This is a genomic window from Kribbella sp. NPDC050459, from assembly GCF_040655315.1.
Classification (GTDB): domain Bacteria; phylum Actinomycetota; class Actinomycetes; order Propionibacteriales; family Kribbellaceae; genus Kribbella.
On the sequence record NZ_JBFAJQ010000003.1, the window covers coordinates 1 to 15,265 of the forward strand.

The window sequence follows — 15,265 nt, forward strand, 5'->3', positions numbered from 1 at the left end:
AAAACGCTCGGCTGGGACACCCCAGCCGAGCGCTTACGTGATCTACTCACCACCTAGAAACCAAGGCGGTGTTGCGACGACCCCTTGAAACCGCCCGCCGGCCGCGGCTGGTAGCTGTTCACCCCGGGCGCACCGCGCAGGTGGAAGGCGCTCGGGTACGGCGACTCCGGGTCGGTGATCCTGGTCGACGTCGGGACGTAGCGGATGGTCAGCCCGCAGCGCCGGTACGGCGACGTGTTGGCGTTGCTGCCGTGCACGATGTTCGGGTGGTGCACCTCGACGTCGCCCGGGGCCAGCACCATGTCGACGGCCTGGGTCTCGTCGATCTCGACCGCGATCTCCTTGCCGAGCACGTTCTCCACCTCGGTGTTGTCGCGCATCCCGGCCACGTCGGAGCGATGGCTTCCCGGGATCACCCGGACGCAGCCGTTCTCCGGGGTCGAGTGGTCGACGGCGAGCCAGAGCGTCACCACCGCCATCGGATCGAGCGGCCAGAACGCCGCGTCCTGGTGCCACAGCACCGGCTGGCCCGAGTACGGCGGTTTGGAGATGTAGTGCGACGCGAACAGGGCGATGTCCGGCCCGATGAACTTCTCGGCGATGTCGACGAGCCGATCGTCGCTGACCAGCCGCACCCAGAACGGGTCGTCGCGCAGGTAGACATGTCCGAGCTGCTCGGGCCGCACCTCGGGGTGCCGGGCCTGCAGCCACTCGACATGATCGTTCACTTCCTTGATCAGGTCTTGGTCGATGACGTCGCGGAAGATGACGTAGCCGTCTGTTTCGAACATGCCTTCAGCGTGCCGGTCCGGCGGACCGGAGGACTAGCAGCGGTGCGACAGGAATTTGTACTGTCTTGATGTGGACCAGATCCTGCGCTTCGAGGCGCACGCGTTCGGCCGGCCGTACCACGCGGCCCGCGTGCGGATCCCGGCCCGGGCCAGGGACACCGAGTTGCACACCCATGCCGACTTCCACGAGTTCATGGGCATCGTGTCCGGCAGCGGCGAACACCTGCTGACCACCGGCGTCGAGCAGTTGCGTCCCGGCGAGGTGCTCCTGATCCGGCCGAGCGACCGGCACGCCGTCCGCGGCTCGGCGCCGGACGGCCTGGAGTTCGTGAACGTCGCGTTCCCGAGCTCGGCCTGGCAGGGGTTCCTCGACCTGACCCGCACCGACCCGACGGCAAGCTGGGCGTCGGCGCGCCGGCCGGTGGCCTTCCGCGGGACGGGGGCGATCGCGGTCTTCGAGCACGCGCTGGAGCGGTTCCAGGACGCGCCCGGCCCCTACGACCTGCTGCGGTTCTGGATCGACCTGCTCCAGTTGGTCTCACCCGACGACGAGACGGCAGGCCCCGGCGTACCCGATTGGCTGGCGAAGGCGTGTACGGCGATGCGCGCCGAGGACAACCTCCGCGGCGGCGTACCGCGGCTGCTGAAGCTCGCCGGCGTCAGCCCCGCCCACCTGTCCCGGTCGATGCGCGCGGCGTACAGGGTCACCCCGACCGCGTTCGTCACCGACCTCCGCCTCGAACACGCCGCATCTTTGCTGGCGGCAACAAACGCCACGGTCGCGAGCATCGCCGCCCGCTGCGGCTTCGGCAGCCAGGCGTACTTCACCCGCTGCTTCACCACGGCCCACACCCTCTCACCCCGGGCCTTCCGCCACCGCTCCCAACGAGCCTTCGTCCCCTGACGACTCGTCGCCGGGCGACAGCAAAGGCACGCGACGCCCATTTCATCCCCGTGCCCGCCCGCGCCGACAGAGGCAACGGACCTCTGTGGCCGAGCCGAGCGGCCTGTCGGCGAGCTGGTGAAAGGTGCCGTTCGGCCCTGCCTCGAAGCGATCCCGGGGACCAGCATGCGTTGAGTAGGGCGACGCCCCTGAGGCACAGGTGCGGAGGTGACCACCATGGGTCAGCAAGTCACGACGACGACCGAGAAGATCGACGTCAAGGGCGGACACCTCGTGGAGAAGGTCAGGGAACTGGTCCACGAAGGTAACGTGCGCCGGATCATCATCAAGAACTCCGACGGCAAGCCCGTGATCGAGGTACCGGTGACGGTCGGCGTGGTCGGATTCCTCGTCGCGCCGACGGTGGCCGCGATCGGCGCCGTCGCCGCGTACGCAGCGGACTACTCGATCGAAGTCGAACGGGAGTCCAAGAACTCGACAGGACGAGAGGCAGCCACAGGAAACTACAGAGAGCTCCTGGAGCAGTACATCGAGAGGTACAACAAGGGCGATCTCGACGGCGTGATGGAGCTGTACGCCGAGGACGCCGTCCAGCTGATGCCCGACGGCTTCTTCGAAGGGCGCAGCGCCATCCGCGAGCGCCTGGGCAAGGAACTCGGCGCGTTCTCGGACCTCGCCCACCGCTACACCAGCTACGTCGAGGAGGGCGACGCGTTCGCGGACGAGTTCGTGTTCGTCGGAACCCACACCGGTCCGGTCACGCTGCCCGACGGCACCGAGCTGCCGGCGACCGGCAAGCGCATCGAGGTGCAGGGCATGGAACTGGTACGAGTCCGCGACGGCAAGGTCGTGCTCGACAACCTGTACTACGACAACGCGGCCGTCGCGGCGCAACTCGGTCTGTCGCCGCTCGGTGTTTCCGGTACGGCATGACGGGAGGTCGACAAATGCCGACAATGCAGCAAGCTGCATCCGCGTTCCTGGCGAACAAGCGGATCGCGGTGACGGGTGTATCGCGCAAGCCGAAGGACCACGGCGCGAACGTCGTGTACAAGCGCCTGCGGGACCGGAGCTACCAGGTGTACGCCGTCAACCCGAACGCCGACTCGGTCGAGGGCGACCGCTGCTACCACGACCTGAAGAGCATCCCCGGAGGGGTCGACGCGGTCGTCATCGCCACGGCGCCGTCGAGGGCCGAGGAGACGGTGCGCGAGTGCGCCGAGCTCGGGATCACCCAGGTGTGGATGCACCGCGGCCCGGGCGAGGGCAGCGTGTCGACCGCCGCCACCGAGTTCGGGCGGCAGCACGGCATCACGGTGATCGACGGAGGATGCCCGCTGATGTTCGACCCGACGTCGGACTTCGGCCACAAGGTCATGCGGCTGATGTTCCGGAGCCACGTACCGAAGAACGTCTGAGGAGGAGGTCATGGCGAACCTGGAAGTCATCGCTCACCTCAAGGTTCGCCCAGGTCAGCTCGAGGGGATCAAGGCCCAGGCGGCCGAGATCCTCCGGCTGACCCGGGAGCAGGACACGCACACCCTTCGCTGCGACTGGTTCGTCAACGAGGACGGCAGCGAGTGCGAGGTCCACGAGCTGTTCACGGACGAACACGGACTGGCCGAGCACAACATGCACATCATGGCGGCGCGGACGATGCTCTTCCGCGACTACGCCTACGACCATCGATCGGCTCTGTACGGCGAGGTTTCGCAAGACTTCGTCGACCTGGTCGAGGCTCGCACGGGAGCGGCCCCGGCCGTCTTCTCGTTCCTGGACGGAATCCAGCCGGCGACGATCGGTTCGGCCCGGGCTCATCTGGAAGTGCACGCTCATCTGAAGATCCGGCCGGGCGAGGTGGAGGGATTCAAGACGCAGGCGGCCGAGCTCCTGCGGCTGACGCGGGAGCTGGACACGCACACCGTCCGTTACGACTGGTTCGTCAACGCAGAAGGAACCGAGTGCGAGGTCCACGAGGCCTACCAGAGCGGTGAAGGGCTGATCGAGCACAACTTGCATGTCATGGCGGCGCGGGCTGTTCTCTTCGAGAAGTACGCCTACGACCACCGCATGACGGCCTTCGGTCAGGTCTCGGACGAACTCAGACAGCTGGGGAAGAAGCACGCCGGAGGACTCGCGGTGTACTCGTTCGTCCAGGGGCTCGAACCGGTCCTGGCCGTGTAGACAATAGGGAGAGGGGCGTTGCGACATGGCCCGCACACGTCACCTTGAACGACTCACAGCGTCGGACCTTTTCCTGCTGCTGTGGGACGACTACGGCTGGTCCACCGACATCGGCGGACTCGCCGTCGTCGACGGCACCAGCCTGCTCGACGAGCAAGGCCGCGTCCGTGTCGACGCGATCCGTCGGCACTTGGAGCCGAGACTGCAGCTCGTCCCTCGATTCCGGCAGGTGCTGTACCGGCCGCGGCTGGGGTTGGGCTGGCCGTTGTGGGTCGACGCCCCCTCCTTCGACATCGCAGACCACGTCAAGGTCCACGCGGTTGCCGACGAATCCCAACTACTGCGGGCGTGTGAGGAACTGGCCAGGCCCCGACTAGATCCAGACCGGCCGCTGTGGGAGCTCTGGCTGCTCCCCGGCCTCCCGGAGCATCGCATCGGCGCATTCTTGAAGGTTCACCACGTCCTCGCGGACGGGCCCGCAGCGATGGCTGCCTTCGCGGCGCTGCTCGACCTGAGCGCCGATGCGTCCACTCCCGCAGCACCGCCGTGGACGCCGAGGCCGATCCCGTCGGCCGGCGAGTTGCTGCGCGACAACCTGCATCGCCGCGGGCAGGAGCTGGCTCGCGGGGTTTCGGGCGTCGTCCATCCGCGGCGGACCGCGCAGCAGGTACGACGCACCCTGCCGGCATGGCGTGAGGTCCTCACCGAGCAGCCTGCTCCACAGACCAGCCTCAACCAACCGGTCGGTGCCGAGCGCCGGTTGTCCGTCGTACGCGGCCGACTCGACCTTGCTCAGCAGATCGCCCACGTCCAGCACGCCAAGGTCAACGACGTGATCCTGGCGGCCGTCGCAGGCGGGCTGCGCCGGCTGCTGGCAAGCCGCGGTGAGAACGTCGACGGCCTGGTACAGCGCGCCATGGTGACGATCTCCCAGCACCAGGAGGGTCCTGCCCAGGCCAAGGGCAACAAGCCTGGCTGGATGATGGTGCCGCTACCGGTCGGCGCGTCCGACCCGGTGCGGCGGCTCGAGTTGATCGCTGCCGAGACCGCCGCGCGCAAGCACGAGGCACGTCCGGAGGCCGGCAGTGGAATCTTCCGGTTCGTCGCGGGGCAACGCGTCTGGTACCGGATGTTCCCGCGGCAGCGGTCGGTGAATCTGGTGGTCAGCAACGTCCCTGGCCCGCCGGTGCCGCTCTATCTCGCCGGCGCACGATTGCTGGAGACGTTCCCCCTGATGCCGCCGATGGGCAATCTGACGCTGGTTGTCGCCGCGCTGTCGTACGCGGGCCAACTGAACGTCACCGCCGCCGCCGACCGGGACAGCTGTCCGGACCTGGAGATCTTCACCCAAGGCGTCCACGACATCCTCGACGCCCTCGCCCGGTCGCTCGCGACCGCTATCCCACCGGGCGAGCTCAGGCACCGCTCCCGGAGTGCGTTCGCGCCGTGAGGTACCGGGCTGCCTCTGACTGCTTGAACCAGGTGGCCCAGCCGAGGACGTCGGCGTTGAAGCGGGGGTCGGTCAGGAACAGGTCCGCGCCGTGCTCGACGAGGAAGCGGAGGGTGTCGAGAGATCCGGTGCCCGCGGCGAGGTGGGCAGCGGTGACGCCGTTCGGTGTGCGCTCGTTGATACCGAAGCCCAGCTCGGCGAGTCGCGGGATGACTTCCCAGCGCTGGGCGGCGGCGGCCTCGGCGAGCAGGGCCGGCCGCTCGGCGGGTGTGATGTCGCCGGCCAGGGCGGGCGCGAACGGGTCCTCGGCGCGCAGGCCCCGGTAGAAGTCGCGGACGGATCCGACCTCGGCGCCGTGATGGATCAGCTCGTCGAGAATGTGCAGCACGAATGCCGTCCCGTCGTGGTCCGCCCACGGGCCCGCGATCTCACCCATGGGCCGATCCAGGTCGTCCTGACTGAACGCCGCGAGCCGTCGGCGCCACACGTCGTACGCGTGTTGGAGTGCGGTCAGGGCCTCCGCCGCCGACGCTGGTACCGGGGGTTGACCGTCGTCGTCCGCGGGCTGGTGCCCGAGCCACGTGGCGGTGCGGTCCTCCTGGAGGATGTCGACGATGTGGGTGATCCGCCACGCCAGGGTGGTGAACGGCGCCGGCTCCGGCGGGATCCAGGCCCAGTCGGCCGCGACGCCCGAATCTGTCTTCCGGACCGTCCAGCAGCCCTCGAAGGGCTCCCAGAAGTACTCCTCGTCGGTGAGCCCGGCGACCCGGTCGCGCAGCCGCTGCCAGGCGAAGTCGGACAGGTCGAGCAAGTTCTCCAGTGTCGTGGTCATGACCTCACCGTAGGACGACCTGCGGACAGGATCGGTCCGCAGGTCGGGGCAGAATGAACAGATCATGGACACCGCGGCCCGCCTGCTCCGACTGCTCTCGCTGCTCCAGTCCCGCCCGCAGTGGGACGGCGCCGACCTGGCAGCCAGGCTCGACGTCACGCCCCGGACCGTACGGCGCGACGTCACCCGGCTGCGGTCACTCGGGTACCCCGTCGACGCCGAGGCCGGAATCGGCGGCGGCTACCGCCTCGGGCCCGGCGGCCGGTTGCCGCCGTTGCTGCTGGAGGACGAGGAGGCGGTCGCGATCGCGGTCGGGCTGCGCGTCGCGACCACCACGACGGTGTCAGGCGTCGAGGAGGCTGCGATCTCCGCGCTGGCGAAACTCCACCAGGTCCTGCCGGCGCGGCTGCGCGAGCAGGTCGCGGCGATCGGCGCACACACCAGTCAGCTGCCGCTGGGGGAGTTGCCGACGGTCGACGGCGAAGTGCTCGTCACCCTCGCCGCGGGGTGCCGAGACGTCGAGGGGATCCGGTTCCGGTACCGCACGCACGGCGGCGACGAGTCCGAGCGCAGCGTCGAGCCGCTGCAGATCGTGCACACCGGCCGGCGCTGGTACCTGGTCGCCCGCGACCGGGACCGGCAGGCCTGGCGGACCTTCCGCGTCGACCGGATCGCGGACCCGGTGCTGACCGGCGCGCGCTACCGGTTCGAGAACCCGCCCGACCCGATCGCCCTGGTGGCCGAGGGGACCGGGGTGGCCCCGTGGGACATCGTCGCCCGGATCCGGGTCGAGGCGGACGCGGACACGGTGCGCAAGGTCTTCCCGGCCCGCGAAGGCATCGTCGACCCGATCGACGCGACCACCTGCGAACTCCGCTTCGCGGCCAACGACGTCGGGCCGCTGATCGCCCAGACCCTGCGGATCCGCTGGTCGTTCGAGATCCTCGAACCGCCCGAGCTACGCACCGCCGTCCACGAACACGGCCGCCGCCTGCTCGGGTCCTAACTCTCGGCCAGCGCCTTGCGGATGCGCTTCTCGGAGACCGGGTACGGCGTGCCGAGGGTCTGGGCGAACAGGCTGATGCGGAGTTCCTCGAGCATCCACCGGACCTCGAGGAGTCCCGGGCTCGGATACTTGCCCGTCGGCACCGCGCGGAGCTTCTTGCGGTACTCGTCGGTGAGCATGTCGACGACCGCCATACCGGAACGGTCGCGCGCCGCGTTGGCGCCGAGCTTGTCCAGCCGCTGCTCCATGCCGCGCAGATACCGGACCAGGTCCGGCAGCCGCTGCGCGCCGGTCTCGGTGATGAAGCCGGGGTGGACGAGACCTTCGAGCTGGCCCCGTACATCGGACAGCGCGGCCAGCAACGCCGGACTCGACGCTCGTGAGATCTGCTTGTCCACGGTCCGCGCGTGCCCGAGTACCTGCTCGACCTGCTGCAGGATCGTCAGCACGGTGTCCGCGAGCTCCGACCGTACGGCGTCTCGCAGGATCGAGAACGCGGTGAGGTTCCACGCCGGACCGCCCGCGGCGGCCATCAACTGGTCCACCGCAGCAGCGATCGCGTCGTCGAGGAGCGCGCCCACGTTGCGATGCGGGCCTGCCATCAACGTCATCTTCTGCTGGTTGCTCAGCTGACGCTGTACGACGTCGATCACCGACGGCATGGTCAGCAGCAGGAGCCGGCGCGTGCCCGCCCACATCGCGGCGGCCTGGTCGCGCTCGGTCTCCTGCAGGCGGATCGCGACGCTCTTCCCCTCGTCGACGAGCGCCGGGTAGCCCGCGACGGTCAGGCCGTTGCGGTGCTCGGAGAAGCTCCGGGGGAGATCGCCGAACGTCCAGTCGGTCAGCCCCGACTTCTCCAGCCCGCTGACCGCCTTCGACGCGACCTGCGAGATCGCGGCCTTCGTCTTCGGCTTCAGCCTCTCCTTCAGCTTCGCGAGGTCCTTGCCCTCGGCCACCGTCTTGCGCTGGTCGTCCTCGACCCGGAACGTCATCCGCAGGTGCTCCGGCACCCGGCTCCAGTCCCAGTCCCCGGGGTCGATGATCACGCCGCGCAGGTCCCGCAGCGCGCGGGCCATCGCGTCGGTCAGCGGCCCGGACGCCGGGTCGAGCTCGGGCAGGATCTGCCGCGCGTGGTCCGGCGCCGGCACGATGTTCCGCCGGACCGCCTTCGGGAGCGACTTGATCAGCGTCGTGACGAGTTCCTCGCGGAACCCGGGCACGCTCCACTCGAAGCCGTCCGCGGTCACCTGGTTCAGGACCAGCAGCGGGATGTGCACGGTGACGCCGTCGGCGTCGGTGCCGGGCTCGAAGGCGTAGGTCAGGTCGAACGTCATCCCGTTCTGCGTCCAGCGCAGCGGGAACTCCTCCTCGCGCACCTCCGCGCCCTCGCGGACGACGAGCGAACGCTCGAAGTCGAGCAGGTCGTGGTCGCGCTGCCGGGCCGTCTTCCACCAGGTGTCGAAATGCCGCCCGGTGACCACCTCGGCGCCGATCCGCTCGTCGTAGAACGCGAACAGCGTCTCGTCGTCGACCAGCAGATCGCGCCGCCGGGTGCGCTCCTCGAGCTCCTCGACCTCCTCGATCAGCTTGCGGTTCTCGTGGAAGAACTTGTGATGGGTGTCCCAGTCGCCCTCGACCAGCGCGTGCCGGATGAACAGCTCGCGCGACACCTCCGGGTCGACCTTGCCGTAGTTCACCTTGCGCCGGGCAACGATCGGTACGCCGTACAGCGTGACCTTCTCGTACGCCATCACGGCGCCGGCCTTGCGTTCCCAGTGCGGCTCGGAGTACGACCGCTTGATCAGGTGCGGGGCGAGGTCCTCGGCCCACTCGGGCTCGATCTTCGCGTTCACCCGTGCCCACAGCTTCGACGTCTCGACCAGCTCGGCGGCCATCACGAACTGCGGCGGCTTCTTGAACAGCCCGGAGCCGGGGAAGATCGCGAACTTCGTGCCGCGCGCGCCGAGGTACTGGTGCTGGTTCGCCGGGTCCTTCATGCCGAGGTGGCTGAGCAGGCCGGACATCAGTGAGATGTGGACACTCTGCGGGTCGGCCGGCTCGCCGCTGTTCAGCTGGACGCCGATCTGCGACGCGACCTGGCGGAGCTGCGCGAAGATGTCCTGCCACTCGCGGACCCGCAGATAGTTCAGGTACTCGCTGCGGCACATCCGGCGGAACTGGTTGCCGGACAGCTCCTTCTGCTGCTTCTTCAGGTAGCTCCAGAGGTTCAGGTACCCGAGGAAGTCGCTGTTCGGATCGCGGAACCGGGCGTGCGCCTGCTGCGCCTGGGCCTCGGCGTCGGTCGGCCGCTCGCGCGGATCCTGGATCGAGAGCGCGGCCGCGATCACCATCACCTCGCGGACACACGCGTGCTTGTCGGCCTCGACGATCATCCGGGCCAGCCGCGGGTCGAGCGGGATCTGCGCGAGCTGCCGCCCGATCGGGGTCAGGCGGCCGCCCTTCGGCGTGTCGATCGCGCCGAGCTCGGTGAGCAGCTGCAGGCCGTCGGTGATGCTGCGCTTGTCGGGCTCGTCGATGAACGGGAACGCGGCGATGTCGCCGAGCCCGATCGCGGTCATCTGCAGGATGACGCTCGCCAGGTTCGTGCGCAGGATCTCCGGATCGGTGAACTCCGGGCGGTTCTCGAAGTCCTCCTCGGAGTACAACCGGATGCAGATGCCGTCGCTGGTCCGGCCGCTGCGGCCCTTGCGCTGGTTGGCGCTGGCCTGCGAGACCGGCTCGATGGGCAGGTGCTGGACCTTGGTGCGGTGGCTGTAGCGCGAGATCCGCGCCGTACCCGGGTCGATCACGTACTTGATGCCGGGGACGGTCAGCGACGTCTCGGCGACGTTCGTGGCGAGCACGATCCGGCGGTTGGCGTGCGGCTGGAAGACGCGGTGCTGCTCGGCGTTCGAGAGCCGGGCGTAGAGCGGGAGGACCTCGGTCGTCCGGCGCTCGCCGCGGAACTTGTCGCTCAGCGCGTCGGCGGTGTCGCGGATCTCGCGCTCGCCGGACAGGAACACCAGGATGTCGCCGTCCGCCTCGTACGCGAGCTCGTCGACGGCGTCCAGGATCGCCTGCGTCTGGTCGCGGTCGATCGTGCTCGGGTCCTCGGGGTCGTTGACCGGGCGGTACCGCACCTCGACCGGGTAGGTCCGGCCGGACACCTCGACGATCGGCGCCGGGGTGCCGTCGGCGGCCGCGAAGTGCTCGGCGAACCGCTCCGGGTCGATGGTCGCCGAGGTGATGATCACCTTCAGGTCCGGGCGGCGGGGGAGCAGCCGTTTGAGGTAGCCGAGGATGAAGTCGATGTTCAGGCTGCGCTCGTGCGCCTCGTCGATGATCAGCGTGTCGTACCGGGTGAGGTCGCGGTCGCGCTGCAGCTCGTTCAGCAGGATGCCGTCGGTCATCAGCTTCACCAGCGAGCGCTCACTCACCTTGTCGGTGAAGCGGACGGCGAACCCGATCGTCTCACCGAGCTCGGTGCCGAGCTCCTCCGCGATCCGCTCGGCGACCGTGCGGGCCGCGAGCCGGCGGGGCTGGGTGTGCCCGATCATGCCGTGCACGCCGCGGCCGAGCTCGAGGCAGATCTTCGGGATCTGGGTCGTCTTCCCGGAGCCGGTCTCACCCGCGACGACGACCACCTGGTGATCGCGGATCGCGGTCGCGATCTCGTCCTTCAGCTGGCTGACCGGCAGCTCTTCGGGGTAGGTGACCTCGGGTACGGCGTTGCGCCGCACCTCGACCCGCCGCTCGGCCTGCTCGACCGCGCCGGCCACACCCCGCAACTCCGCGGCCCGCTTCTTCGCGTCCGACGTCCGCCGGACCCGCTCCAGCCGCCGCCCGAGCTGCTCCCGGTCATAGGCAGTCAGCCCGTCGAGCCGTCCGAGCACCTCCGTCAGGCCGAGACCGCCCTCGGCCGCAGCCTGACCGGAGCCGTGCCCGCCGTCGGCGGACTGGTTGGCGGCGGCCGTGCCCGCGCGGTCACGGCGCCCCGCGCCGCTTGCGGGTTCAGCTGCAGTCGGTCGTTGTCCCTTTCCTCCGCGGCGGCGGCGTCGGCGGGGGGACGGGTCCTGGGAGGGGACTGGGGATGGACTCGGGGACTCGGTCCGGGCATCAGGCATAACCAGACCAGTTTAGGCGGCCAACCCCAGCCGGCTCACCCGGATTACCGGACCATCACAATCGCACCGCAACGCGTGGCACCCGCGGCAGCAGCGCCGCCGGCGCGGATCGTGATGGCCTGGCGGTCCGTCAGTCGTGGGGTGACGGGACCTTCACGGCGAGGACCGGGACGGGGGACTCCAGCAGCACGCGTTGGGCGGTGCTGCCGAGGATGAGCTTGCCGACGGGGCTGCGGCGGCGCAGGCCGAGGACGATCAGGACGACGTCCTCGGCGGCGGCTGCCTTCAGGAGCGCGCCGGCGACGTCGCCCTCGGAGACCGCCTGCTGGATGGTGACCTCGACGCCGTGCTCGCGCAGCTTGGCCTCGGCGGCCGCCAACTCGTCGGCGTTGGCGTAGCGGGCGTCGATGTAGGCGTCGCCGCGGCTGGTGTTCAGCAGCAGGATCGAGGCCCCGCGCAGCTCGGCCTCGATCGCCGCCGCGGCGAGCGCAGCCTCACCCTCGGGCGTTGGTACGTATCCGACGAGAATCTTCACGGCCCCACTCTCCCACGGGCGGACCTGCACCACTCACCAACCGAGCAGACTCCGCGCAGCTCACGCTCGGCCCCGGCCGCGACACCGTCCGCCGCCCTGGTTGGTGAGTGCTGGGCGTCCGCCGCTCCTTCTGACCGGTTAGGGTCGAGCGCATGGTCGAGTTGCAGGTTGTCCTCCCGGACGAGTCGGCGACGATGCCGCCCGAACGACTGGTCGAGCTGGCGATCGCGGCGGAGGACCTCGGCTACGGTACGGCGTGGCTGCCCGATCACCTGCTCCCACCGGGTGAGTTCGGTTCGACGTACGGCGGTGTGTACGAGCCGCTCGTCACGATCGGGTACCTGGCGGCACGCACGACCCGGATCCGCTTCGGCACCTCGGTGCTCGTGTTGCCGTTGCGCAACCCTTACGTGGTCGCGAAGCAGGCCGCGACGCTGCACCGGCTGTCCGGTGAACGCATTGTCCTGGGGCTCGGCGCCGGGTGGGCCAAGGAGGAGTTCGCGGCGGTCGGTGCGGTGTTCGAGGAGCGTGGACGGCGGACGGACGAATCGCTCGGGATCATGCGTGACCTGTTCGAGGGCCGCGATCGGGGCGGGGTGTTCGAGCCTCAGCTCCGGGCGCCGCTGCCGCTGATGATCGGCGGTACGACGCAGCCGGCGCTGCGCCGGGCGGCGCGGTACGGCGACGAGTGGCAGGGCCTCGGCCTGGACGGCGCCGGGTTCGCGGCAGCGGTCAGGCAGCTGCGGTCGTACGGCGACCGGCCGATCAAGGTGGGCACGCGGCTCGACTGGTCCGCCGGCGATCCGGGGCCGGTCGTCGTGGCGGCGGGGGAACTCGTCGATGCGGGCGCCGAGACGCTGGCGGTGTCCTTCGGCGACGAGCGGACCGCGCTCGATCGGATGACGCGGTTCCGCGACCTGTTCACGGCGGGGTGAGCTTGTTGCGCAGGACCTTGCCGGTCGCTGTCCGCGGGAACTCGTCGAGGACGACGATCTGGCGTGGCGCCTTGTAGCGCGCGAGATTCGCCTTCACGTGGGTCAGCAGGTCGTCCTCGGTGGCCGGTTCGCGCAGGACGACGTACGCGACCAGGCGCTGGCCGAACTCGTCGTCGGGGACGCCGGTGACGACCGCCTCGGCGACCGCGTGATGCGCGGCGAGGCACTGCTCGACCTCGACCGGGTACACGTTCTCGCCGCCCGAGACGATCATGTCGTCCTCGCGGCCGTCGACGAACAGCCGTCCGGCCCCGTCCAGGTGACCGAGGTCGCCGGTGCTCATCCGGCCGTCGACGACGGTCTTGGACGAGCCGTCGGAGTACCCGCCGAACACCAGGCCGCCGCCCGCGAAGATCCGTCCGGTCGTCCCGGCCGGCACCGGGCGGTCCTGGTCGTCGAGGATCCGGATCGTGCTCCCGAGGCAAGGGCGCCCGACAGTGCCGGGAGCGGCGAGCAGGTCGGCGGAGGTCGCGATGGTGGCGATGCCGACCTCACTCGACCCGTACGCGTCGCAGAGCACCGGGCCGAAGCGTTCGATGAACCGCTCGGCCAGTGGCGCGCCGAGCTGGGACGCGCCCGAGATCACGGCCCGCAGCGAGCGCAGGTCGTACGCCGCGATCGCGGCCGGCCCGAGCTCGAGCAGCCGGCGCAGCATCACCGGCACCGCCGCCACGGAACCCGCCCGCGTCGCCTCCACATCCGCCAGCAAGGTCGCTGCGTCGAACCGCGGTCGGAGGACGAGCGGTGACCCCAGGAAGAGAGCGAGCATCGAGGTGAGCAGGCCGAGCCCGTGGAACAAGGGCGGACACACGACCATCGGCTCGCCCGCCCGCAATTCGAACCGGCTCAGCGCGCTACCGGTCAATCCCGCCAGCCCCACCGCGGTCGGTACCCGCGGCGCCGCCTTCGGCGTCCCGGTCGTCCCCGAGGTGAGGATCGTGATGTGCCCGGCGCTCGCCGGCGAAGGCGCTGCCGGCGCCGCGGTCTCGGCCAACTCGTCCAGTCCCGGAACACCACCGCCGTGGCCGGAGAGGATCGCCGGAAGGCTCGGGGGTGGGCTGAACTCTTCGTCGTGGACGAGCAGGTCCGGGCGATGGCGTTCGAGGACTGCCGCCAGCTGGGGTGGGGCGAACTCGGTGTTGACGAACAGGACGTCCGCGCCCAGCCGCGACGCCGCGAGGGTCGCCTCGAGGAAGCCCCGGTGGTTGCGGCACAGGACCGCGACCTTGCCGCCGGCACCGATCCCGTACTGCGCGTGCATCCCGGCCGCGATCCGCTCGCAGCGCCGGTCCAGTTCGGCGTAGGTGATCTCGTCGTCGCCGGTGATCACCGCCGCGCGGTCCGGGTAGCGGATCGCGGCGATCACGCCGAGTGCTGCCATCGACTGACCCCAGGTCCGCAGCGCCCGCTCGATCCGCACGAGCTGCGCGGGCCCGGCCGAGCGCCAGACCCCGGATCTGACCAGGGCGACCGACAACTCGCCGACCTCGGCGGCCCCTTGCATCAGCCAGCCCGGTGGCCGCAGCGGCGGGATCGGGCGGATCGTCCTCATCGCTTCTTCCCGCCTCCCGTCCGCCGGAAGTACTGCTCGAGCAGCCGGTCCGTGGGCACCCGCAACAGGTTGCCGAGGGCATCGGCCGGGCGGACGAACGGTGGCGTGATGTTGTGCGGCCGCTCCGCCACCGCCGTACACACCTGATCGGCGGCCTGCTCGGGCGTCAGCCCTGGCATCTTGTTGAGCAGCGGCGTCGGCTCGCTCATCCGCGTGTGCACCAGCCCCATGTAGACCGTCGAGGTCGTCACACCGTCGCCGCGGACCTCCTGCGCCACGCACCGCAGCCAGACGTCGAAGGCGCTCTTCGACGCCAGGTACGCCGACCAGCGCGCCATCGGCGGCGTCCGGACGCCGGCCGTCGACACGTTCACGATGTGACCCGAGCGGTGCTCCCGCATCGACGGCAGCAGCTCGAGCACGAGCTTCGCCGGACCGAGGTAGTTGACCGCGTTCGTCCGCTCGATGTCGTGGAACCGCTGGTAGGTGTCCGCGATCGAGCGCCGGATGGACTTGCCGGCGTTGTTCACGAGGACGTCGACCCGCCTGTGCTCGGCGAGCACGGTCCGGACGAGTTCCTCGACCGCGGCCGGGTCAGCGAGGTTGGCCGGGTAGGCGTACGCCGTGCCGCCGCGCGACCGGATGTCGTCGGCCACGACCTGCAACTGGTCCGCCGTCCGCGCCACGAGCAGCACGGTGGCGCCGGCCGCGGCCAACCGCCGCGCGGTCGCCTCACCGATCCCGTACGACGAGCCGGTCACCAGGACGATCTTGTCCCGGACCGCCGCCGCGAGCCGTTCGTCGGAGACCTTGGTCCGCCCGTTGGTCAGCGCAACGAGCAACGGCCAGCCGATCGGACGCTTCCCAGTCACCATGCGCCCGACATTACCCG

At 70.0% G+C, this 15,265-nt stretch carries 13 protein-coding genes; 7 read left to right on the top strand and 6 right to left on the bottom strand.

The genetic code is table 11. From position 1 onward, the window contains the following. Window positions 1-53: 53 nt before the first annotated feature. Window positions 54-791 (bottom strand): phytanoyl-CoA dioxygenase family protein, encoded by a 738-nt coding sequence (locus AB0I12_RS11145; RefSeq protein ID WP_359927773.1) that lies wholly within the window; start codon window positions 789-791, stop codon window positions 54-56. A gap of 70 nt (window positions 792-861) precedes the next feature. Here AB0I12_RS11145 and AB0I12_RS11150 point away from each other — a divergent pair, with 70 nt between their 5' ends. The 5 genes from AB0I12_RS11150 (at window position 862) to AB0I12_RS11170 (ending at window position 5,329) form a co-directional block, all read left to right on the top strand. Next, window positions 862-1,695 carry an AraC family transcriptional regulator gene (locus tag AB0I12_RS11150; RefSeq protein ID WP_359927776.1) on the top strand — a complete coding sequence of 278 codons (834 nt, stop codon included), beginning with the start codon at window positions 862-864 and terminating at the stop codon, window positions 1,693-1,695. A 216-nt stretch (window positions 1,696-1,911) separates the two neighbouring features. After that, window positions 1,912-2,628 carry a DUF4342 domain-containing protein gene (locus tag AB0I12_RS11155; protein ID WP_359927779.1) on the top strand — a complete coding sequence of 239 codons (717 nt, stop codon included), beginning with the start codon at window positions 1,912-1,914 and terminating at the stop codon, window positions 2,626-2,628. A 14-nt stretch (window positions 2,629-2,642) separates the two neighbouring features. Further along, entirely contained in the window at window positions 2,643-3,113 is a 471-nt protein-coding gene (locus tag AB0I12_RS11160) for a CoA-binding protein (RefSeq protein ID WP_359927782.1), read from the top strand. A 10-nt stretch (window positions 3,114-3,123) separates the two neighbouring features. Beyond that, window positions 3,124-3,879 carry a hypothetical protein gene (locus AB0I12_RS11165; RefSeq protein WP_359927784.1) on the top strand — a complete coding sequence of 252 codons (756 nt, stop codon included), beginning with the start codon at window positions 3,124-3,126 and terminating at the stop codon, window positions 3,877-3,879. Window positions 3,880-3,904: 25 nt separating this feature from the next. Then, window positions 3,905-5,329 (top strand): wax ester/triacylglycerol synthase family O-acyltransferase, encoded by a 1,425-nt coding sequence (locus tag AB0I12_RS11170; RefSeq protein ID WP_359927786.1) that lies wholly within the window; start codon window positions 3,905-3,907, stop codon window positions 5,327-5,329. Here the strand turns inward: AB0I12_RS11170 and AB0I12_RS11175 are convergent. Continuing rightward, window positions 5,295-6,161 carry a DinB family protein gene (locus AB0I12_RS11175; RefSeq protein WP_359927788.1) on the bottom strand — a complete coding sequence of 289 codons (867 nt, stop codon included), beginning with the start codon at window positions 6,159-6,161 and terminating at the stop codon, window positions 5,295-5,297. The genes AB0I12_RS11170 and AB0I12_RS11175 overlap by 35 nt on opposite strands. A 64-nt stretch (window positions 6,162-6,225) precedes the next feature. On the opposite strand from AB0I12_RS11175, the gene AB0I12_RS11180 reads away from it, so the two are divergent. Next, window positions 6,226-7,167 carry a WYL domain-containing protein gene (locus AB0I12_RS11180; protein WP_359927791.1) on the top strand — a complete coding sequence of 314 codons (942 nt, stop codon included), beginning with the start codon at window positions 6,226-6,228 and terminating at the stop codon, window positions 7,165-7,167. Here the strand turns inward: AB0I12_RS11180 and hrpA are convergent. Then, window positions 7,164-11,060: an ATP-dependent RNA helicase HrpA gene (gene hrpA / locus AB0I12_RS11185; protein ID WP_359927794.1), complete on the bottom strand. Its 3,897-nt coding sequence runs from the start codon at window positions 11,058-11,060 to the stop codon at window positions 7,164-7,166. The genes AB0I12_RS11180 and hrpA overlap by 4 nt on opposite strands. Window positions 11,061-11,421: 361 nt before the next feature. Continuing rightward, a complete protein-coding gene (locus tag AB0I12_RS11190) occupies window positions 11,422-11,826 on the bottom strand; it encodes a universal stress protein (RefSeq protein ID WP_359927797.1) in 405 nt (134 codons plus the stop codon). Between the two features lie 152 nt (window positions 11,827-11,978). On the opposite strand from AB0I12_RS11190, the gene AB0I12_RS11195 reads away from it, so the two are divergent. After that, entirely contained in the window at window positions 11,979-12,761 is a 783-nt protein-coding gene (locus AB0I12_RS11195) for an LLM class flavin-dependent oxidoreductase (protein WP_359927800.1), read from the top strand. On the opposite strand, the gene AB0I12_RS11200 is transcribed toward AB0I12_RS11195, so the two are convergent. Then, the gene (locus AB0I12_RS11200; RefSeq protein WP_359927802.1) at window positions 12,748-14,373 is read right to left on the bottom strand and encodes an AMP-binding protein; all 1,626 of its coding nucleotides are present in this window, start codon (window positions 14,371-14,373) and stop codon (window positions 12,748-12,750) included. The genes AB0I12_RS11195 and AB0I12_RS11200 overlap by 14 nt on opposite strands. Then, the gene (locus AB0I12_RS11205) at window positions 14,370-15,248 is read right to left on the bottom strand and encodes an SDR family NAD(P)-dependent oxidoreductase (protein WP_359927805.1); all 879 of its coding nucleotides are present in this window, start codon (window positions 15,246-15,248) and stop codon (window positions 14,370-14,372) included. Before AB0I12_RS11205 ends, AB0I12_RS11200 begins: the two co-directional genes overlap by 4 nt. Window positions 15,249-15,265: the final 17 nt, after the last annotated feature.